Source organism: Amycolatopsis keratiniphila (assembly GCF_000400635.2).
Taxonomy (GTDB): Bacteria; Actinomycetota; Actinomycetes; order Mycobacteriales; family Pseudonocardiaceae; genus Amycolatopsis; species Amycolatopsis keratiniphila.
Genome location: NC_021252.1, coordinates 4,360,291 through 4,381,469, shown reverse-complemented (window position 1 = coordinate 4,381,469; position 21,179 = coordinate 4,360,291). Strand labels below are relative to the sequence as shown.

The following is a 21,179-nucleotide window of genomic DNA, read 5'->3' as shown; positions in this document are numbered from 1 at the left end:
GGAACTTCGGGGGCGGAAGTTCCGGTCGGCGGATCTCGTTCACCGACCGGAACGGCGGGCACACGGACCGCGATCGAGCTGCGTCAGCCCATGACCTTCGACGGATGCGTCGCCAGCGGCGTGACCTCGATGTCCATGTACGGGAACAACGGCAAACCGGACAGCAGCGTGTGCAACTCGTCGTGGTCGGCGACGTCGAGGATCGAGAAGTTGGCGTATTCGCCCGCGATCCGCCAGAGCTGCGGCCACTTGCCTTCGCGTTGCAGCCGCTGGCTGTACGCCTTTTCCCGCGCGATGATGTCGGTCCGCTCCGCCGGGTCGAGGTCCGGTGGCAGGCGAACGTCCATGCGAACGTGGTAGAGCATCGATCACTCCAAAAAGGACACTCGGTCAGGGGCGCTCGGGGTCGAGGACGAAGCCGTACTCGATGGCCTCGCCGTCACCCGCCGGGCGCGGGTCCAGCACCAGCTCCGGCTTGACCGCCGAAGCGATGTCGTCGTCGTTGTGTTCGTCGCCGGGGAAGTACAGCTGCGCGGTGAGCAGTTCGTGGCCGGGCGCCGAGACCTTGACGTGCAGATGCGCCGGGCGCCACGCGTGCCAGCCCGCCGCGGCGATGAGCTTGCCGCAGGCGCCGTCGGTCGGGATCTGGTACGGGGCGGGGCGCACGGTGTGGATCTCGAACCGGCCTTCGTCGTCGGTGGTGAAGCTCGCGCGCAGGTTCCACTCCGGGATGTTGGGCGCGAACTGGGAGTAGAAGCCGTCGGCGTCGGCGTGCCACAGCTCGACCTTCGCGCCCGCCAGCGCGGAGCCGTCGGTGGAGGTGACCTGGCCGGTCCAGCTGAGCGGCGTACCGGCCTCGTCCTCGCGCATCGGGACCGAACCGCGAGCACCCTGCTCGGGCGCGCCGGGAACGTAGTACGGGCCTTCGATGGTGCCCTTGTTGCCCTCGCGGTGCTCGGTGGCGACCTCTTCGACGACGTGCTCCACCCACACGTCGAGGAACAGCGGCCACTCGCCGTCCTCGCCCACGCTGATCAGCCACGATTTGAGCGCGTTGTACTCGTCGTAGGTGACCTTGTGCTTCCGGATCGTGCCGTGCACCGCCTCCAGCACCTCGCGAGCCAGCAGGCTGACCCGTTCCTTGGGTGTTCCGGCGACACCGGCGAACTTGTCGCTCTTGAACCGCTCGGTGGCGTTGGCGCCGGACGCGGCCGCGGTGGCGGTCTCGTGGATGGCGGTCATGAATCCTCCTTGATTCGTGGTGGGCGTCAGTGGTCCTGGCGGTAGCGCCGGAGCTTCTCGGGGTCGATTTCGGCGCCGAGGCCGGCGCCGGGGCGGACGGTGAGCTCGCCGCCGGTGATGCGCAGCGGCTCGGTGAGCAGGTCGTCGCTCATGTCGAGGAAGTTCGAGAGCTCGCCGGGGCGGCGGGACGTCAGCTCGTAGGCCGAGCCGAACGCGACCGTGCACAGCGAGCCGAGCTGGCCGTCGATCTGGTTGCCCATCACGACCTCCAGGCCGAGCCCCTCGGCGAGGTGGTGCGTGCGCTGCGAACGGGTGAAGCCGGTCCGGGCGGTCTTGATGCTGATCGCGGTGGCGGAGCCGCCGAGCACCTCACGGGTGACGTCGGCCGGGGTCACGGCGGATTCGTCGGCGATGAACGGAACGCCGATCTGCCCCACGAGCCAGCGCCTGCCGAGGACGTCGTCGGCCGGGCACAGCTCCTCGGCGAAAAGCAGGTCGAGGTCGGCCATCTCCCGCATCGCACGGGCCGACTCGGCGGCGGTCCAGCCGCGGTTGCCGTCGATGTAGAGGTCGACGCCGTCGCCGAAATGCTCCCGCAGCGCGCGCACGACGGCGGTGTCGAGCGACACGGGACGGCGGCCGACCTTGACCTTGAAGGTGCTGATGCCGTGGGTGTCGCGCATCTTCTCGGCTTCGGCGACCATCGCGGACGGCTCGTCGAAGCCGAGCATGTGGGACACGCGCATGCGGTCGGTGTAGCCGCCGAGCAGTTCGGTCACCGACACGTCGAGGCTGCGGCCGAGCGCGTCCCAGACGGCCATGTCGATGGCGGATTTCGCGGTCGGGTTGCCGACCGTGCGAGCGAGCCGGGCGTGCACCGTTTCCCGTTCGAGCAGGCTGAGGCCGACGATCTGCGGGGCGAACAGGGAGTCGATCACCGCGATGATTCCCGCTTGGGTCTCGCCGTAGGTGAACGGCCGCGGGGGTGCCTCGGCCACGCCGACGACGCCGTTGTCGGCGTGCACCCGCACGAGAACGTGCTCGGCGACGTGCACCTCTCCCGAAGCGAACTTCAGCGGTTTTCGGTACGGGATGGCGAACGGGATCGCCTCGACCCGCGTGATCTTCATCAGGTGCCCCCTGTGGACGGTGCGACGGAAGGGAAGACGTCCTCGAGCGCGTCGAGGACGGTCGTGACGAGCGGTGACGGGGTCTCGCGGTGCCAGGCCAGCGCCAGCTCCACGGTCGCCGCTCCGGCGAGGTCGCGGAACACGACACCGGCCAAGGGGAGGGCGCGGGCCGAGGCGGGCACCACGCCGACTCCCAGCCCGCCGGCGACCAGGGCCAGCAGGACCGCGGTTCCGGATGCCTCGTGCAGTTGATGGGGCGTGAGCCCGGCCTCGCGGCAGCTGCGCGCGACGGCTTCGTACACGACGGAGTTGCGCCGGTCGTAGGTGACGAGCGGTTCGTTCCGCAGGTCCGCCATCGCGACCACGGGTTCGACGGCCAGCCGGTGGTCGGCCGGGACGGCGAGGATCAGCGGTTCGCTCTCGATCACCCGGAAGCCGATGTCGTCCCCGGTGACCGGAGGGCGGAGCACCCCGATCCCCAATGTGCCCGTGCGCAGGCGTTCGCACTGCTCGGCGGTCAGCAGATCGGCGCGGATCTCCAGCTCCACCTGTGGCACCCGCTGCGCGAGCGCCCTGGCCAGATGTGGCAGGTGGGAGAACGCCGCCGTGCCGGTGAACCCGACCCGAAGCAGGCCCAGCTTGCCTTCGCCGATACGCCGCACCCCGCGGACACCCACGTCCAGCCCGGCGAGCACGCGCCGGGCCTCGGCCAGGAAGAACTCACCCGCCGGCGTCACCCGGACCTGGCGGGTGGTCCGGGCCAGCAGGACGACGCCCAGTTCGTCCTCCAACTGCCGGATGGTGTGCGAGAGCGCCGGCTGCGCGACGTGCAACTGCTCCGCCGCCCGGCCGAAGTGACATGTCTCGGCGACGGTGACGAAGTAACGCAGGTGACGAAGTTCCATGAGACGCCTCCTCCCTGCCTCTGTCGCCGATTCGTTCACGGTAGGAAGCGAAATCATCGAAGACAAAGACTTTATTGCGGTCTATTGATAAACAGAAGTTATCAATAGCACCCGCCGGGGTGTCTTAAGTACCGACGCGGAGCGCGGCTGCGGCTGATCCAACGTGCGTCAGTAGGTACTAGCGGAGTGGTGTGGGCTGAAGGCTCCCTTCACCGAGTCTGATGCGACGAAAGGAGCCTTCGCCCCCGGTTGGCTACGGGGAGCGGCGGTTCGGCCGTAGGTGTCGCCTCGTGAGTGTTTTGGGTCGTTAACGAGGCCGACGTCGTCGGCCCACGGGGTTGACTGGGCGTACGCGAGCGCGATCCTCGACGTCGGGAAGCGACGGAAGATCGGCTTCGGTGCTGGGTCGGGGCATGCCCGGTTTCGTTGTCGACCACCCGCGAGGGGGCATCGTGCGACGACTCAGGATCGAGACACGCTATAGCTCATCGCGAAGCGTGGATCGCGGAAACCGGGTTCGGCAGCTCGACATATGTGCGCATGTGCTGCACACCTCCCTTTCCGTGATGGTCCGTCCTGATGCCGTCGGCCGGACCCTAGCCAGGCGAGAAACGGGCACGCAATCGAGACTTCGACGGCCCGCCCGGCTCACATCCGGCGAGGCGGTTTCGTCGTGATGCCGAGAACGCTTCAGCCACGAGCCCAGCATGACGACCGTGGCCCCCCTCATGATCGGCTCGAAGGTGACCTTGCAGCTGACCGTCGCCGTGAGCCGGCCGATACGCCGTTCGCCGTAACACCCGGTCGCGGGCGGACGACAACTCAGGCACGAAGAGCCGATCGGTGCAGGCGACCGCGGTGGAGGTCACTGATGCTTACGGACGATGTGACCGGCACCGTCAGGGGGATTCCGATGGGCATGGCACGCGTGCCCGGTCGCTCGGTGCTCGAGGGCGCGTTCGCGTTGCTTGAGGTGCTCGCCGCCGCCGACGCGGGCGCGGGTCTGGGGTTGACCGAGGCGGCTCAGCGAGCGGGCCTGCCCAAGTCGACGGCCCATCGGCTGCTTGAGCAGATGTGCGGGATCGGCGCGGTGGAACGGCTGTTCCGCGGCTACGTCGTCGGCCCGCTGGCGGGCAGGCTCGTCCAGGGCCGGGGACGGCTGCACGCGCGGATCCGCGCCGCCGTGGGGAAACCGGCGATCCGGCTGGCGAAACTGACCAGGACCGACGTCGCGGTGTGCGTACTGGCGGGATCGGACGTCGTGGTCGTCGCGGCCGTCTCGGGGCATTCCGCGAGCGTGCCCGTCTTCTCGCCGGGCACGGTGCTGCCGTCTTCGGCCGCGGTGGCCGGAGTGCTGCTCGGTGGTGTCGCGCATGGTGCCGCCGCGCCGATCCGATGCGCGGAAGGCCGGATCGTGGCCGCGATCGGCCTGTTGACCATCCCGGCGAGCGACCTCGCGGTGATGCGGCGGCTGGTCGACGCCGCCGCGCTGGAGGCCGGTCGCGAGTTGACCGAATCCGCGCACTGATGGCCGGGAAGTCACCAGTCCGCTGAGCGGACCGCCCTCTTCACGCGGATTTCACCTTTGGTCAGCCTTCTCCGAGGGAACGGCGCGTCGTCGCGCGCCCGTGGACGGGGAGGTGCCCGATGGGCTCACGGACCGGCTCAAGGTGGCTCGCGTTGGCGACGGCGTTCGTCGTTTCGATCGGGATGGGCGTGGCGGTCACCCCGCCACCGGCCCGGGCGGCGAGCCCTGGCGTCGGCACGCTGGTCAACGCGTTGGCCGGGCCCACCAATAGCTTCGCCACCTGGAGCAAGGGCCTCGGCGCGATCGGCCAGCTGGCGAAGGCGCTGCCCGCCGTGCAGACCAGCCCCGGCGCCGCGCTCGGGTTCGACACCCTGGCCCAGGAGGCGTTCAACACCGGCGCCAAGAAGCTCTCCGCCGCGGTCGACGACGCCGATCTGGACATCGACCAGCCGATCACGTTGTCGGCCGACCGGACTGGGACGCTCAAGACCACGTTGAGCACCGTCGGTGAGGACAAGAGACTCGATCTCACCCTGACCGTCTCCCGCGTGCTGCTGAACCAGGCGCTGAACATCCCGGTCCCGATCGGGGAGGGCGGGAACGCCCCGCAGTCGGCGTTCTCCTCCACCGGCGGTGTGCGGCTCACCGTCGGCACCACGGTGAAGCTGACCTTGATCTGGGACAAGGCGCACGACAAGGCCTACATCCTCAACGACGGCACGACGCCGGCGTTCACCGTCGACGCTTCGGCCGATTTCCCCGACGCGAACGCCATCAAGGCCGCCAACGCCGCGATCGGTGTCCTCGGGGTGAAGCTCGTCGAGACCGACACCTCGCTGGACCTGAAGGCGCATTTCGCCGCCACGATCAACGACCCGGACAACGACGGGCGGCTGGCGTTCCTCAACAACGACGGTACCGCGGGCGAGCTGGCCCAGAACGGTTCGCTGGCCGGTCTGGTCAGCTTCGGCTTCGCCAGCCCGGCGGGGTCGCTGAACGGTTCGCTGCACCTCGCGGCCGCGCCCGCCGCTTCCTTCTCGCTGAACCTTCCCTCGGTGGACGCCAAGATCGGCCTCAGCTGGCCGGACATCGCCACCGGGACGCCGGAGATCAAACCGGAAGGCATCGGCACCGTCGGCCCGTTCCTCAACCTGACCCCGCGTGATCTGGCCACCGGCCTCGCACAGCTGGCGACGACGCTGACCTCGATCCAGCGCGCGAAGTGGGGCGACGCGGCGAACCCGATCGGCAACCTCGACCTGCCGTTCCTCAAGGGCTCCCTCGCCGACGCGATCCAGCTCAACGAGTCGATCAAGAAGTTCCTGCAGGACAACACGAAGACCGCGGCGGACCCGACACAGGCCGGTGAACCGCTGTTCGTTTCGCTGCAGCAGATGCTCGACAAGCTCAACACCGCGGCGAACCTGCCCGGCGGCGGCAAGATCGGCATCTCCGACGTCCACTTCCCACCGGGCTCGACCAAGCTCGACTTCAAGATCACGTTGTCCCGTAAGGCCCCGGCGACGGCCGTGGATCTCAACGCGGCCGCCGCGGCGGCGTCCGGACCGGCGGGCAGCCCGGCGAAGACCAGCTACACGCAGACCACCCTCAAGGACGAGAACCAGAGCTGGAAGCCGGGGGACTTCGCCGGACGGCGCGTCGTCGCCGGTGCGGCGGGGGCGACCATCGAGAACAACGACGGGAACACGCTGTTCCTCCAGGCACCGGGCTGGACGCCGGTGATCCCGGCCGCCAACGCGCCGTACACGATCTCCGGGATGCAGGGCGACGTCGGCGTCGTCCAGCTCGGCAACGACCTGAAGACCGGCGGCCGCGGCGTGGGCGAGGCCAACGCCGTCAACGCCACCGCGAAGGTCAAGCCCAGTTACGACGCCGCGGTCACCCTCGTGCTCGACCTGCAGAACCCGACCGTGCACAACCCGCCGATCGAGCAGAAGAACCCGGACGGCAGCACGATCCTCGTCGGCGCGACACCGACCGGGCCGGACCGGGTGCTGCTGCGCACGTCCGGCGCTCCGACGCTGTTCACCGCCGACTTCCCGATGGACGCGGGTATCGACCTGTTCGCCAACGCCGGCTTCCTCCAGGTGCAGTTGAAGGGCGCGGCACACGTCTGCCATCCGAACGCGGGCGCCGACTGTGCCGGGACACCGGGTGCGGACGACCACATGGCGCAGGTGAAGTTCAAGGACCTCGGTGACCTGACCTTCGGCGCGGTCGTGGACAAACTGCTGCACGATCCCGGCGCGCTGCTCGATTTCCAGGTGCGTGTCCGCGGTGCCGGTGGCGTGGACGCCAGCGCGCCGGGTACGGGTGACTTCTTGAAGGGCGCCTCCGCGCACGCGGGATTCACCTGGAACGACCTCACCAAGACGACCGGTCCCGACGGCCCGCAGTTCAGCACGAGCGACCTGTCGGAACTGGTGAACTTCGACTTCGACCCGGCCAACCCGAAGGCGCTCTTCTCGATTCTCCTCAAGACACTGCAGACCCTCGACGCCTCTCTCTCCGACGCTTCGCCGTCGGGCGCCGCGGTGTTCGGCACGAAGATCCCGCTCGTCGGCCGTTCGCTCAAAGACCTGTTGCGGGCCGACGAATCCGGCTCCGGCCCGACCGTGAGCTACGGCCCGAATTCGGTGAAGGACACCGCGCGCACCGTCGAGAAGGGCAACGCCTTCCCACCCTCGCTCGTCGGCCGCACGGTCGTCGCCGGTACCCAGGTGGGCATCGTCGGCAGTGTCACGCCGGACACGCTGGTCCTGGCCGGACCTTGGGCCAGCCAACCCTCCCCGGCGACGTCGTACGTGATCCGGTCCGAACTGGACGACGTGATCTCGTTGCTGGAGGCGGCGCCCTCCGACAACCTGCAACGCCTCGTCCAGACCATCAACACGCGGTTCAAGGACAGTGTCCCGGTGACGTTCGAGTACGCCGAACCCGGCGGAACGCCGTCGCTGATCATCCGGCTGGACTGGAAACGCGCGTACCACACCAGCACGCCGGTGCAGTTCGACTTCAGCCTCCCGTCCGGCGGCCAGCGGGTCGCCGGGGTGCAGGGCGACGGCTCGGTCTCGCTCGGCGTCGGCGGTCAGGTCAAGATGGGTCTGGTCGTCCCGTTGCAGCCCGGTGCGGGCCCGGCCGACGCGAACGCGCTGCGCGTGCTCGACGATTCGAAGATCGGCGTGAAACTCGACGCCACCGTGGAGAACGCCACCATCGCGACCACCCTGGGCCCGCTGAGCGTGTCACTCGGCGACCCCAAGTCGGCGGACAAGGCGACCGCGAAGGCGTCCTACTCGATCGACCTGGCCAAGAGCGGCGGCACCGGTGCGCCGGTCAGCTTCACCGACTTCCTCGGCGCCGTCGGCCCGACGATCAACGCCGGGAGCACCGCGGTGGGCTGCGGGCTCGACGGCGGGACACCGCTGGCCCTGTGCGCCAAGCTGCCGCTGTACATCAGCGAGGACGGCGGTGCGACCTACAGCAAGGTGATCACCGACGCCACGAAGTCGAACAACTTCGCCTTGCGCCTGCCCAAATCGACCGCGGTCGACGACTACTTCAACCTCGGCGGCGCGGCGATCGACGGGCATCCGCGGCTGGAGACCCCGGACCCGGCTTTGCTGGCCGAGGCGCTCGCGGCCAAGCTGATCGACTTCGGCAGGCTCGACGGCCTCGACAGCTACCTCAACTTGGTGGAGCAGGCGCTCAACACCGCCAGCTTCGGCGGCAAGCTGCCGCTGCTCGGTGACGACCTCCAGCAGGGCGCGGACTTCATCGGGAAGCTCCGCACCGCGATCCACAACGCGCTGGACCAGCTGCCGGCGAACGGCCACTTCACCGACATGGCCGCGGTGCGCGGCTGGGTCAACGACCAACTCGGCGGGAAGCTCGCCGCCGCGGGCCTCAACCCGGACACGGTCACCGTCGACACCCTGTGCAAGACGCCGTTGGGCACCGTCGGCGCGCCGACGGTGAAACTGCACGAAGGTGCCACGGCCGCGGATAAGACCTACCGTTACGTCATCGCGTCGTACGTGACGATCGACGGCGCGAAGAAGCAGGCCAAGGCGAGCGACCCCGGCGAAATCACCACCGGCCCGACCGCACTGTCCACAACGGACTCGCTCGACATCGCGTGGGAACCGGTCACCAACGCGGCCGGCTACCAGGTGTTCCGTGAAGAGGGCGGCGCCTTCAAGCTGATCGCGGACGTCACCGACGCCAAGTTCACCGACGTCGGGGCCGCCGCGATCGGCGGGGCACCGGAGAACCCGGCCGAGAACCCGCGACCGCACGACTGCTCGTACAACGACCTCGACGCGGTCACGATCAGTCTGAACGTCAGTCAAGGCGACTTCAGCGGTGACCTGTTGAACTGCGCCGGGCTGCCGTCCGGCCACGAATGCCTCAAGAAGACCGTGCCGCTGGATCTGGGCATCCCGGGGTTCTCGTTGAAGGCCGACGGCGGCGCCGGTCCGGAGGTCCAGCTCGGCTGGCGGCTCCATCTGGCCATGGGTATCAGCCGGAGTGAGGGATTCTTCGTCAGCACCAAGGACTCCGCGCAACCGGAGTTCGCGGTCGGGCTGAACGTCACGCTGCCGAACAAGATCAACGCGCAGCTCGCGTTCATCAACATCACCGCGGAGAACTGCACGAAGCAGAAGAGCGCGGACGACTGCAACCACGCGGCCGCCCCGGCGAACGACGCGGGTGTCCTGCCGTTGTTCGGCGGCGCGTTCAAGATCGACCTGGTGGCGCCGGACGACCCGACCAACGGCAGGCTGCACCTGACCGATCTGCAGAACGCCGGGCTGGACCGGCTCGCCGACGTCAAGCTGCACGCGAGCGCGGACATCAACTGGCTGCTCAAGGCACGGCCGGGTGAGGACGCCGGGTTCCCCGGTATCCAGGCGAACTTCCGGTTGCACTGGGCGTGGAACAACGTCAAACCGGGGACCAACAGCGCCGACGGCGGCAACTCCCCGCTGACGCTGGCCTTCGACAAGGTGGCCATCGACAGCGGCGAGATCTTCGGCAAGATCCTCGGCCCGATCGTGAACAAGATCAAGCAGGTGACGGGTCCGCTCGATCCGGTGATCAAGACGCTGTACGCGCCGATCCCGGTGCTTTCGGACCTGTCGCATCTGGCGGGCGGGGGCGACGTCACGATCGTGTCGATCGGCAAGGCGTTCAGCACGATCGCCGGTGGCCCGGACCTGAAGTTCGTCGACACCATCGCCGGGGTCGTGAACTTCATCAACCACTTCCCGAGTTGCACCACCACCTGTCTCATCCCGCTCGGGTCGTTCGAACTCGGTGGTCAGAAGGCGCTCGACACCACGGTGACGCCGGACAACACCAAGAGCCTGATCAGCGCGAAGAAGGACGCCGGTGGCGGTACCGACTTCGCCCCGATCCTCGGCGCGATCAACGGCAAGAACCAGAACGCCGACCCCGAGGCGGCCAACCCGATGACCAGCAAGGCGTCGGCGGCCGGGTTCAGCTTCCCGGTGTTCGAGAAGCCCGCTTCGCTGTTCAACGTGCTGCTCGGCGGGGACGTGGATCTGGTGAAGTTCGACTCCGGTCCGCTGCGCCTCGGCTTCGACTGGCGCCAGCAGTTCGGGCCGGTGTACGCGCCGCCGCCGGTAGTGATCACCTTGCACGGTTCGGCGTCGGTGACGCTGCGCATCGTCGCGGGCTTCGACACCTTCGGCATCCGCAAGGCGTTCGAAGCGGCTCGTGCCGGCCAACTCGACCTCGGGACCGTGGGGCAGGCGTTCCTGCAGAGCCTGTTCTTCTACACCACCGAAAACGGGAAGCCGATCCCGGTGGTGTCGTTCACCGGCGAACTCGCGGCGGGAGCGGCCGTCACGGCGGTGATCATCACCGTCGGCATCGAAGGCGGCGTAGGCCTCACGGTCTCGTTCCTGTGGAACGATCCCAACCACGACGGGAAGTTCCGGATCACGGAGTTCCTGCAAACGGCGCTGAACAACCCGATATGCCTGTTCACCGTGTCGGGGCGGCTCTATGTCTTCCTCAAGCTCTACGTGACGGTCGGCTTCGGCCCGTTCTCGGTGTCGTTCAGCTTCACGATCGTCGACGTCACGCTGCTCGACTTCACCGCGACACCGAATTGCACGCCACCACCACCGAAACTCGGCGGGCTCAGCGGTGACGGCAAGACACTCGTGGTGTACGCGGCCGCGCTCGGCCACACCGCCCAGCGCGGTGGCGGCGCGGGTGACCCGTACGAGTCGGACAAGCAGGAGAAGGACACCGTCAAGATCACGTCGCTGCACGACTACGCGAACCCGGCGAACCCCGCGTTCACCGGCGTGGCCGTGGACATGCTCGGGATCCGGCGCGAGTTCCGGAACGCGAACATCGAGCGGGTGGTCGTGGACGGCCGCGGCTACGGCAAGCCGATGAGCGTGACCTTCATCGGGGACGCCAAGCAGGACACCGCGAAGGGCGGCCCACCGCCGCCGACCGCGCAGTTCGACCGGGACGCGATCGTGTTCGGCGGCGAGAAGAACGACCAGATCAAGACCGGTATCGGCAACTCGTGGGTCGATGGCGGCAAGGGCGACGACACCATCGTCACCGGCGACCGCACCGTGCTCGCCGCGGACCGGAAGAGCTATGTCCGGAACGAGGCGAAAGCGCGCGTCGCGGGCGGCCCCGGCGTCGACAGCATCACCGTCGGCAACGGCAAGAACGTCGTCGCGGGCGACTCGAGCCTCGGCGCTCCTCCGGTGACCTCGATCGGGCTGAAGGAGCTGAAGAACGACGGCCGCGACGGTGGCGACCCGCTCGCGGACGGCACCGGCGGTCCGACGGTCTCCGTGCCGAACTGGGCGATCCTGCCCGATCCGGCGGGCGGGACCGGAAGCGGCGACGCGGGCGACACGATCAAGGTCGGGCTCGCCAGGTCGACCGCGTTCGGCAACGGCGGCGACGACACCCTCGGTGTCGCGGCGGACGATCCGCTGAAGGACGTGCCGACACTTCCGCGGGAACTGTTCGTCTCCCCGGGCGCGATCCTCGTCGGCGGTGACGGCAGCGACCGCTTCGCCGGCGGCACCGGGCCGGACGAGATCTACACCGCGGACCAGGTCGACCCGGGAATCGACGGCTACGGCTCGGCCGACGCCAACACCACGGGCGGCCCGGCGGGCGGGCCGATCAACACCGTCGACACCGGTTCCGGTGACGACAAGGTGTTCGGCGGCAAGGGACAGGACCGGGTCACCGGCCACTCGACGAAAACGCAGAAGGACCACTTCCGCGGTGGTGGCGGCAACGACATCCTGTTCGGTGGCTTCGGGGCGGACACCCTCTACGGCGGTCCGGACGACGACTACGTCATCGCCGAACCGTCCACCTTGGAGTTCCCGAACCCGGCGAAGACCGACGACTACGGGCCGCTCTATTTCGTCACGCACACGCCGCTCCCGCAGGGGGTGAGCCCGTCGCACAAGACGCTGGTCGGCGGCCTCGGCCGGGACCACATCATCGGCGGCGACGGCGGTGCGGACGTGTACGGCGACAAGCAGACGTCACCGTGCAAGGCCGGTTCGCCACTTCCGTCGACCCCGGTCGACGAGACGGTGAACGACGCGCTCGACGGCAACGACCGGGTCATCGGCGGTGCCGGAGTGGAGAACGTGCGGGCAGGCGGCGGTGACGACAATGTCGACGCCGAGGCGAACGAAGACCTGGTGTGCGGCGAGAAGGGCAAGGACGTCCTGCACGGCGGCCGCGACGCGGACCAGGTCTGGGGCGGCTCGGACGACGACGCCGTCTACGGCGACACCGGGACCGACACCCTGTACGGCAACGACGGCGTCGACACGATGTTCGGTGGCGACGACCCCGACACCATCGAAGGGAACAACGGCAAGGACTGGATCTCCGGCGGCCTGGCCGGCGACGTGATCGTCGGCGGCACACGGGCGGCGGGCCAGCCCGACGACGGCGACAAGCTGTTCGGCGACGGCGGCACCGACACGATCATCGGTGACAACGGCGATCCGGCGGCGGCGGGCGGACCGGTGTTCGACCTGGCCACCAGCGCGGACGCCACGCTGGGCGGCGACGACACCATCGGCGGCGGCATGGACACCGACGCGCTGTACGGCGGACTGGAGAACGACACCGTCTCCGGCGGGAAGGATCCGGACCGTATCGAAGGAAACCCCGGTGCCGACACGCTGAACGGCGAGACCGAGGCCGACGACATCATCGGCGGCAGCCACCAGACGCCCGGCGACCCGGCGGCGAAGAACGCGGCGGGCTATCCGGACGCGGGCGACACGATCTCCGGCGGCGACGCCGACGACGTGATCACCGGTGACAACGCCACGATCACCGGTACGGGTGGCGCGGACTCCGGCGACCCGGTCACCCGCGGTCGCGGGCTGTCGGCGGGCAGGCACGTGGTCCTGTTCGACCTCGGCCACGCCCCGAACCCGGCGAACTCCGGCGGCGACACCATTTCCGGCGGTACCGCCACGGACGTCGTCTACGCACAGTCCGGAATGGACACCGTCCACGGCGACGCCGGAGACGACTACGTGGAAGGCGACCAGGACGCCGACAAACTGTTCGGCGACTCCGGGCAGGACGATCTCGTCGGCGGTTCCTCCGCCGTGGAGATGGGCGGCGGCCAGGGCACCGTGGGCCAGCTCGACACCGGGGACACCATCTCCGGCGGCGAGGACGCGGACGTGATCACCGGCGACAACGCGCTCGTGACCAGGGACGCGGGTATCCCGAAGAGCCCGATCACCCAGGGCCGGTTCGACACGGACCTGCCCGGCGCGCTCCCGATGACGCACCGCAGCATCCAGCTGTACGACCTCGGTGACACGCCGGTGCCGAACACCTCCGGCGGCGACGACATCACCGGGGACAACGGATGCGACGCGATCCTCGGCCAGTCCGGGAACGACCGGATCAAGGGCGGCAACGACGGCGACCACGCCGAAGGCGGCCCCGGCCGGGACTGGCTCGAAGGCAACAACGGCGACGACGATCTCGTCGGCGGCAGCTCGACGATCCACGGCGACGACACCGCGCTGACCACCCAGGGCCAGCCGGACACCGCGGACGTGGTCTTCGGCGGCACAGGTGACGACGTCGTCCTCGGCGACAACGCGATCACCGACCGGATCGCGCCGCCGTCGCCGTACCTGCTGCGGGTGGGCAGCAACGGGACGTTCGAGACGCAGCGTTCCCTGCGGCTGCTGGACCTGTCGTGGAGCAACGGCTTCCTCGGCGCGCCGGCCCGTCCGGTGGCGGGCGGGGACCAGCTGTCCGGTGGTGGCGGCGTCGACGTGATGTTCGGCCAGGACGGCGACGACCAGATCTCCGGTGGCGCGCACGACGACTACGCCGAGGGCAACGGCGGGCACGACACGATGTTCGGCGACCGCACCCTCGCGGAGGCCGGGATCGCGCTCAGCCCACCGGATCCGGCGTGGCCGGGTGCGGCGTCGGACGACCTCGGCGACGTCTCCGCCCCGAACGGCCAGGACGACCTGATCGGCGGCAGCTCGCTGGAGGTCTTCCGCGACACGGCCGACGACGTGCACGGTGACGGCGGCGCCGACTTCATCCTCGGCGACAACGGCACCGCGGTGCGGGACATCGTGGACCAGACCGGCAAACCGGTGGCACTCGGCGACGACCTGTCGAAGGTCTCACTGCCGCTGACGAACCGGATCTACGCGAAGCGCTACTCGGCGTCTCCGCCTGCCGGTGCGGCGTTCGTCCGCCACGGCGTCAACGGCGCACCGACCCGCTTCTGCACCACCACGCAGGCCACCTGCGAGACACTCGGCGCCTCCGGCGGCGACAACCTGTGGGGTGACGCGGGGGAGGACACGCAGTACGGCCAGGACGGCGACGACCTGATGTACGGCGACACCGGCACGGCGACGGCTCCGGGTGACGGCGCCGACGACATGTACGGCGAGCTCGGTGGAGACCGGATGTGGGGCACCGGCGGCGAAGACGCCATGGTCGGTGACCGCGGCGGAATCGTGGACGTCTACCAAAACGGGTCGAACCACTTCGTGATCGACAACCCCCAGGTGCCCGCGATCCACTACGAGGGCTTCCTGGCCGGCTCGGTCACGAGGCAGGTCGATCTGCAGCACGACGTCAACGGCGACGCCTTCGCCGCGCCCGGCAACGCCCCGGCGATGCCGCACCGCGGCGACCTCGAAGGCGGCGACGACCGTATCCGCGGCGGCGACGACCACGACTCGATCCACGGCGGCTTCGGCGACGACCTGGCCAACGGGGATTCGGGCGGTGACATCGTCTTCGGCGACGACGGCGCGGACGTGCTGTGGGGCGGCAAGGGCGGCACCGACCCGGCCAACCCGAACGACCGGGGTGTCAACGACTCGCTCGTCGACCACATCGCCGGCGGCAAGGGCGCCACGTCCGGTCCGTCGGTCGACCCGAACACCGGCGCGCTGGGTTCGGACATCCTCGACTGGCGCCCGCGCGGCACCTACGGCGCACCGGGGCAGACGACCTGCACCGCGAACCCGTGGCCGCAGACGTTCGGCAACGGCAAGAACGCGGTGACGGTCGACCCGTGCTCGTGGTTCGAGATGACGAACCTCGACAACGCCGATGTCGCGGACAACCAGCACCACCAGGGTATCGACTGGATCTACGGCGGCTGGGACCGCGACGTGCTGCAGGCCGACGTCGCCGACAACGGGCCGAACCCCGGTGACCGGCTGCTCGACTGGGGCGGTGCGTACAACCTCTACACGCACTGCAACGCGGCCTACGGCGGCTACAACGACGTCCGGCAGCACAGTCCGACGCATCAGGAATTCCTGCAGCGGTGGGCGTACTCGCTGGGCGCCGGTCAGGTGGCCGGGGACGTGACCACGGCGGGCACGTCGGCGTACGACGAGCTGGCACTGGTGTACCAGCCGGACATGAAGGACCACGGCACGGGACCGGCGTTCCCGACCACGCCGGGGCACTTCGACAACCCGAACGCGTGCGCTCCGTGAGGCCGGCGCGGGTCGTGAGTGGCGTTTCGGGTTCTAACCCGAAACGCCACTCACGACCCACCCGACCGCCGGACCACCCTCAAGAGAAGGTGACCACCTGCCGGACCGCGGCACCGCGCCGCAGCCGGTCGAACCCCGTGTTGATCTCCTCCAGCCCGATCCGGTGCGTCAGCAACGCTTCCACGGGCAGCAGCCCCGACCGGTACAGGTCGGTGAACCGGGGGATGTCGCGCCGGGGGACACACGAGCCGAGGTAGCTGCCGCGCAGCGTTTTCTCCTCCGCCACCAGGCTTTGCGCGGGCAGCGCGACTTCGGCGGCGGGATCGGGCAGCCCGACGGTGACGGTGGTGCCGCCCGGCCGTGTCGCCCGGTATGCCTGCTGCAGGGCGGCCACGACGCCGGTGGTGTCGATCGCGTGGTCGGCGCCGCCGCCGGTGAGCTCCTTGATCGCCTCGACGTCGCCTTCGAGCGCGTGGGTGGCGCCGAGGGACAGAGCCAGCTCACGCTTCTCCGCGACGACGTCGACGGCCAGCAGCGTGGTCGCGCCGGCGGCTTTGGCGGCGAGCAGCGCCGCGAGGCCGACACCGCCGAGGCCGAACACGACGACGCTGTCGCCCGGACGCACGTCGGTCGCGTTGAAGACGGCACCGGCGCCGGTGAGCACGGCGCAACCGAACAGCGCCGCGACGTCGAACGGGAGGGTCTCGTCCACGGCGACCACCGAACGCGCCGAGACCACGATGTGCTCGGCGAAGGCGGAAACGCCCAGGTGATGCTTCGGCCGTCCGCCGGGTGCGGACCAGCGGGTGCCGCCACCGAGCAGGGTGCCGTTCCGGTTGGCGTCGGCCGCCGGGGCGCACAGGGCGGGTCGTCCGCTGAGGCACGGGCGGCAGTCGCCACACGAGGGCACGAACGACAACACCACGTGCTGCCCCGCGGTGAAGCCGGTGCCCGGTCCCGGCTCCACGACCTCGCCCGCGGCCTCGTGCCCCAGGACCATCGGCAGCGGCCGTGGCCTGCTGCCGTCGATCACCGACAGATCCGAGTGACACAGCCCCGCCGCCCGCACCCGGACGAGCAGTTCACCGGGCCCGGGTGGGTCCAGCGTCAGGTTCTCGATCTCCAGCGGACGGCCGACTTCGCGGAGCACCGCGCCCCGCACCGGCGTCACCGCTCGCTCCCGGCCGGAACGCAGGTGGTGACCTGGCGTTCGGACAGCAGCGGTACCACCTCGCCGAGCACGATGCGCTGGAAATGTTCCGACGCGCAGTGGCCGGCGAAGTCCTCTTCGGACTCGTACTCCTCGACGATCACCACCACGCCGTCCTCGGTTCCCGTGTGGACGGTGTACCGGAGGCAGCCGGGTTCGCGCCGTGAGGCGTCGACCATCGGCTCCAGCAGTTCGAGGACGCGGTCCCGGTACGCGGTCACGTACCTGGCCACCACGACGAAGCTCATTTCTCTCCCGCGCTCAGCTGGGACCGGGTCAGCGACCACAGCCCCGAATCGGACGATGCGGCGGCCAGTGCGCCCATCGCGAGTGAATGGGCCACCCCGGCCCGGTCGGTGACGAAACCGGCCGCCACGAACGGCGACATGACTTCGCGGGCCTGGGCCGACATCCACGGGATGATCGGCGCGGGCATCAGCTCCACCAGGTCCGGGCGGCTGCGTTTCACCGCCTCCAGGCTGCGGTTCAGGTTCGACCGGTCGGTGACGAACACCTTGTGCATGGTCAGCATCGACACCGCGCGGGCCCGTTCGATCGGGGCGACCCGGGTGCTGACCACCCCGGTCGCCCCGATCTCGTGGAGGAAGTCCACGCCGCCGCGATCGGTGGCCAGCCCTGGGCAGGAGTCGATGTTCACGAAAAGGATCTTCTCCAGCCCGGTCAGTACCGGGACGATCTTGGCCAGCTGCCCGACCGGGACCGCGGCCAGGATGCCGACGCGGGACGCCGCGTTCGCGAAGTCGGCGACCTTGGCGGTGCCGACCACCGACGCGCATACCGGGACGTCCGCGAACGCCGCCGTGATCCTCTCGTTCATACGGTCCACAGTGGTCGATCAGCTCGCGGAGTCAAGGGGATTCGGCCCGAGGTCACTGGGCAGCCCGAGCTTGCCCGGGTTGAGCAGGCCCTGCGGATCGAGCGCCCGCTTCACCGCGACGAACGTGCCGAACCCGGAGCCGAGCGTGTCCGCGAGATACGGTCCCCGGAGCAGGCCGGAACCGTGGTGGTGGCTCAGCGCGGCGCCGTGGCGCACCAGCACGGCGTTGGCCGCGTCCCAGGCCGAGCGGTACCAGTGCCGCCGCTTCTCCGGTTCCACGTCGCCGCGGAGCGAGAAGTACAGGCAAGCGCCGTCGGTGTAGGCGTGGGACTGGTGCGCGGACGCGGCCAAGGTGCCGGGGACGGCCTCGATCGCGGCCACGACCTCGTCGTAGATCGCGGGCAGCGCCGACCACGCGCCCGCCATTTCGAGCGTGTCGGCGACGAACCCCGGGCCGGGCGTGAACCCGTCCGCCGACTTCCCGACCAGCATCCGCTCGTCGAGCCAGCGCTCGAAGACGGCCTGACCGTCCAGTTCGGACCCGGTCGCGGCGCAGACCTCGGAGCTCACCTTCAGCATCGCGTCGACCAGCACCGGGTCGCCTTCGTCGGCGATCAGCAGCAGGTTGGTGTCCGGCAGGCCGAAATGTGTCCCGCTCTCCAGCTTGTCGTAGAGCCGCATCGCCGCCGGGGTCGCGCCGCGCTGCATGATCAGCCGGCACGCCTCCAGCCCCGCGGCGAAGGTTTCGAAGCCGTAAGCGACGGCCTTGGCGTAGCCGGGCAGCGGGTGCGTGCGCAGGCGCACGGAGGTGATGACGCCGAGCGTGCCTTCCGAGCCGACGAACAGCTGGCGCAGGTCGGGGCCGGTGGCGGCCCGCGGATAGTCGCCGAACCGGGCGAGCGTGCCGTCGGCGAGCACGACGTCGAGGCCGACGACCATGTCCTCGATCTTGCCGTAGCGGGTGGAAAGCTGCCCCGCCCCGCGGCAGGCCACCCAGCCGCCCACAGTGGACAGTGCGAACGCGGACGGCCAGTGCCCCGTGGTGGCGCCGTGCGTCTTCTGCAGCTCTGCCTCGAACAGGTCGCCGAACATCCCGGCCTGCACGTCGACGACCTGGGAGTCCGCGTCGAAGGACAGGATCCTGTTCAGCCCGCAGACATCCAGCACGACGCCGCCGTGGACCGGCAGGGCGGCGCCGGTGACGTTGCTGCGACCGGCCGACACCGTCAGCGGCACCTTGTGCTCGCCGCACAGGCGGACCACGGCTTGCACCTGTTCCACCGTGCTGACCTCGGCGATCACCGCCTCCGGTGTCGCCGGGTTCCCCGCGGTCTCGCCGATCATCGAACCGGCCCACCAGTCGCGGGTGCGCAGTACGACCTCGTCGTGCTCGGTGTGCACGGCGTCCGCGACGTCTCGCAGCGCCTCGGTCAGCGCGGCGGGCACGGGGACGACGGTCGTCTGCAGCGACGCCGGGCCCTGTCCCGGAGGTGTCCGGTCGCCCCAGCGGGGCGGCGTCGGCGCCCCGACCACGTACTTCCCCCGGTTGAACGGGTGGGCGATGGTCTGGCTGCTGATCATGCGTTGTCTCCCAACAGAATCGACTTCTCCCGGGCGACGTCCGCCCGATAGTCCTGCACTTGCGACGCCACGGTCTCCGAAGGCAGGCCGAGTTCGGCGCCGAGCAGTTCGCCGACGAGCGGCGCGGCCTCGGCGGAGGCGTCCCTGGCGAACAGCCGCAACCGCGTGCGCCGGGACAGCACGTCGTCCACCGAGCGCGCCATCTCGGACCTGGCCGCGAACACGACCTCAGCCTTGAGGTGCGGCTGTCCGGGGATGAGCGGCTCACCGAGCGTCGGGTCCTCGTCGACGAGAGCGCTCACAAAGCGGGCTTCGGTCCCGTAGCGGCCGCCGAGGTGCGCGGCGATCCCGCCGGTCGCCGCGGTGGCTTCGGCGTCGTAGCCGGCACCGCCGAGCAGGGGCAGGTTCTTGGTGCGGCAGCGGGCCTTGCGCCCCAGCAGCCCGAGCGCCTCGTCCACGACGAGTTCGCCCATATGCCTGCTGGTGGTGAGTTTGCCGCCGGTCACGGTGACCATGCCCGAGGCGACGGTGATGTGGTGGTCGCGCCGCATGTCGAGGGTGGTCCCTTCGGAGCCGCCGACCAGCGGCCGCAGGCCCGCGTAGCTGCCGAGCACGTCCTCGGGACCGAGCTTGGTGTCGAAGGCGATCGTGGCGCCTTCGAGCAGGAACTCCATCTCGTCGCGGGTGCAGTGCACGTCGTCGGTCGAGCCGTCATAGTCGGTGTCCGTGGTGCCGACCACGACCACGTCACCCCAGCGGGTGCAGGTCGCCCGCCGCGCGCGGCCCGGGATGGGCACCGTCACCGTGCAGTCGTTGCGGATCTTCGACCAGGGCAGCACGATGTGGACGCCCTTCGCGGGGCGCACCTGCGGCCGGTGTCCCCCGGAGGCCATGCCGTCCACGTCGTCGGCCCACACCCCGGTCGCGTTGACGACCACCCGCGCCCGGACGTCGATCCGTTCGCCGTCGGCCTCGACCGTCGCGCCGGTCACCCGCCCGCCCGTGGTGCGCAGGCCGGTCACCTCGGCGCCGTTGGCCACGACGGCACCGAGCCGGGCCGCGGTGCGCACGATCGCGAGGGTCAGCCGGGCGTCGTCGGCGCGGCTGTCGTAGTACATCAGGCCGCCACGCAGGTGGTCGGCTCGCAGGGTCGGGGCGTGCGCCAGCACTTCGTCGACCGTGAGCCGCTGGTGCAGTTTGCCGATCCGCCAGCCGCCCGCGAGGTCGTATGTCCACAAGAGACTCTCGAAGGCGCGGGCGATCCGGGCGTCGAAAACCCCGTCCTTGGCCAGGATCGGGAACAGGAAGGGCAGCCGCTGCACCAGATGCGGGGCGTTGCGGCGGAATCGCTGGCGTTCCAGGAGGGAATGCCGGACCAGGTCCAGGTTGCCCTGCTCGATGTAGCGCAGGCCGCCGTGCACCATCTTGGAGGATTTGGACGAGGTCCCGGATGCGAAGTCGTCCCGCTCGACCAGCGCGACCGACAGGCCGCGGGCGGCGGCGTCCAGCGCGGTGTAGGCGCCGGTGATCCCGCCGCCGATCACGAGAAGGTCGAACTCGCCGGCGTCGAGTCCGGTCAGTGCGGTGCGACGATCCAGCCGCAGCAACGCCGAAGGGGTCGCTCCCGCTGCGACGGCATTCGGCCGCCGGGACGGCAGTGTGAACATGGTTGA

The 21,179-nt window shown here is 69.8% G+C and carries 11 protein-coding genes; 2 read left to right on the top strand and 9 right to left on the bottom strand.

All coding sequences use genetic code 11. From position 1 onward, the window contains the following. Positions 1-83 precede the first annotated feature (83 nt). Genes catC through AORI_RS60970 form a run of 4 tightly spaced genes read right to left on the bottom strand, consistent with a single transcriptional unit; the run spans position 84 to position 3,277 of the window. The gene (catC, locus tag AORI_RS60985) at positions 84-365 is read right to left on the bottom strand and encodes a muconolactone Delta-isomerase (RefSeq protein ID WP_016334342.1); all 282 of its coding nucleotides are present in this window, start codon (positions 363-365) and stop codon (positions 84-86) included. 25 nt (positions 366-390) lie between these two features. After that, entirely contained in the window at positions 391-1,242 is an 852-nt protein-coding gene (gene catA / locus AORI_RS60980) for a catechol 1,2-dioxygenase (RefSeq protein ID WP_016334341.1), read from the bottom strand. A gap of 26 nt (positions 1,243-1,268) precedes the next feature. Then, positions 1,269-2,372: a mandelate racemase/muconate lactonizing enzyme family protein gene (locus AORI_RS60975; RefSeq protein WP_016334340.1), complete on the bottom strand. Its 1,104-nt coding sequence runs from the start codon at positions 2,370-2,372 to the stop codon at positions 1,269-1,271. After that, positions 2,372-3,277: a LysR substrate-binding domain-containing protein gene (locus AORI_RS60970; protein WP_016334339.1), complete on the bottom strand. Its 906-nt coding sequence runs from the start codon at positions 3,275-3,277 to the stop codon at positions 2,372-2,374. The genes AORI_RS60975 and AORI_RS60970 overlap by 1 nt, the downstream gene beginning before the upstream one ends. 913 nt (positions 3,278-4,190) lie before the next feature. Between AORI_RS60970 and AORI_RS82430 the strand changes: the two genes are divergently transcribed. Both AORI_RS82430 and AORI_RS60960 read left to right on the top strand, forming a co-directional pair. Beyond that, entirely contained in the window at positions 4,191-4,805 is a 615-nt protein-coding gene (locus AORI_RS82430; RefSeq protein ID WP_051552896.1) for a helix-turn-helix domain-containing protein, read from the top strand. Positions 4,806-4,924: 119 nt separating this feature from the next. After that, complete coding sequence (locus tag AORI_RS60960; protein ID WP_016334337.1) at positions 4,925-15,877, top strand: calcium-binding protein; 10,953 nt, start codon at positions 4,925-4,927, stop codon at positions 15,875-15,877. 79 nt (positions 15,878-15,956) lie between these two features. On the opposite strand, the gene AORI_RS60955 is transcribed toward AORI_RS60960, so the two are convergent. Genes AORI_RS60955 through AORI_RS60935 form a run of 5 tightly spaced genes read right to left on the bottom strand, consistent with a single transcriptional unit; the run spans position 15,957 to position 21,173 of the window. Further along, complete coding sequence (locus AORI_RS60955) at positions 15,957-17,048, bottom strand: zinc-binding dehydrogenase (RefSeq protein WP_016334336.1); 1,092 nt, start codon at positions 17,046-17,048, stop codon at positions 15,957-15,959. Further along, a complete protein-coding gene (locus tag AORI_RS60950) occupies positions 17,045-17,335 on the bottom strand; it encodes a putative quinol monooxygenase (protein ID WP_016334335.1) in 291 nt (96 codons plus the stop codon). The genes AORI_RS60955 and AORI_RS60950 overlap by 4 nt, the downstream gene beginning before the upstream one ends. After that, positions 17,332-17,925: a glycerol-3-phosphate responsive antiterminator gene (locus AORI_RS60945; protein WP_016334334.1), complete on the bottom strand. Its 594-nt coding sequence runs from the start codon at positions 17,923-17,925 to the stop codon at positions 17,332-17,334. The genes AORI_RS60950 and AORI_RS60945 overlap by 4 nt, the downstream gene beginning before the upstream one ends. Before the next feature lie 18 nt (positions 17,926-17,943). Beyond that, positions 17,944-19,506, bottom strand: coding sequence for an FAD-binding oxidoreductase (locus AORI_RS60940; protein WP_016334333.1), 1,563 nt, complete (start codon positions 19,504-19,506; stop codon positions 17,944-17,946). Then, entirely contained in the window at positions 19,503-21,173 is a 1,671-nt protein-coding gene (locus tag AORI_RS60935) for a glycerol-3-phosphate dehydrogenase/oxidase (protein WP_016334332.1), read from the bottom strand. The genes AORI_RS60940 and AORI_RS60935 overlap by 4 nt, the downstream gene beginning before the upstream one ends. Between the last annotated feature and the right edge of the window lie 6 nt (positions 21,174-21,179).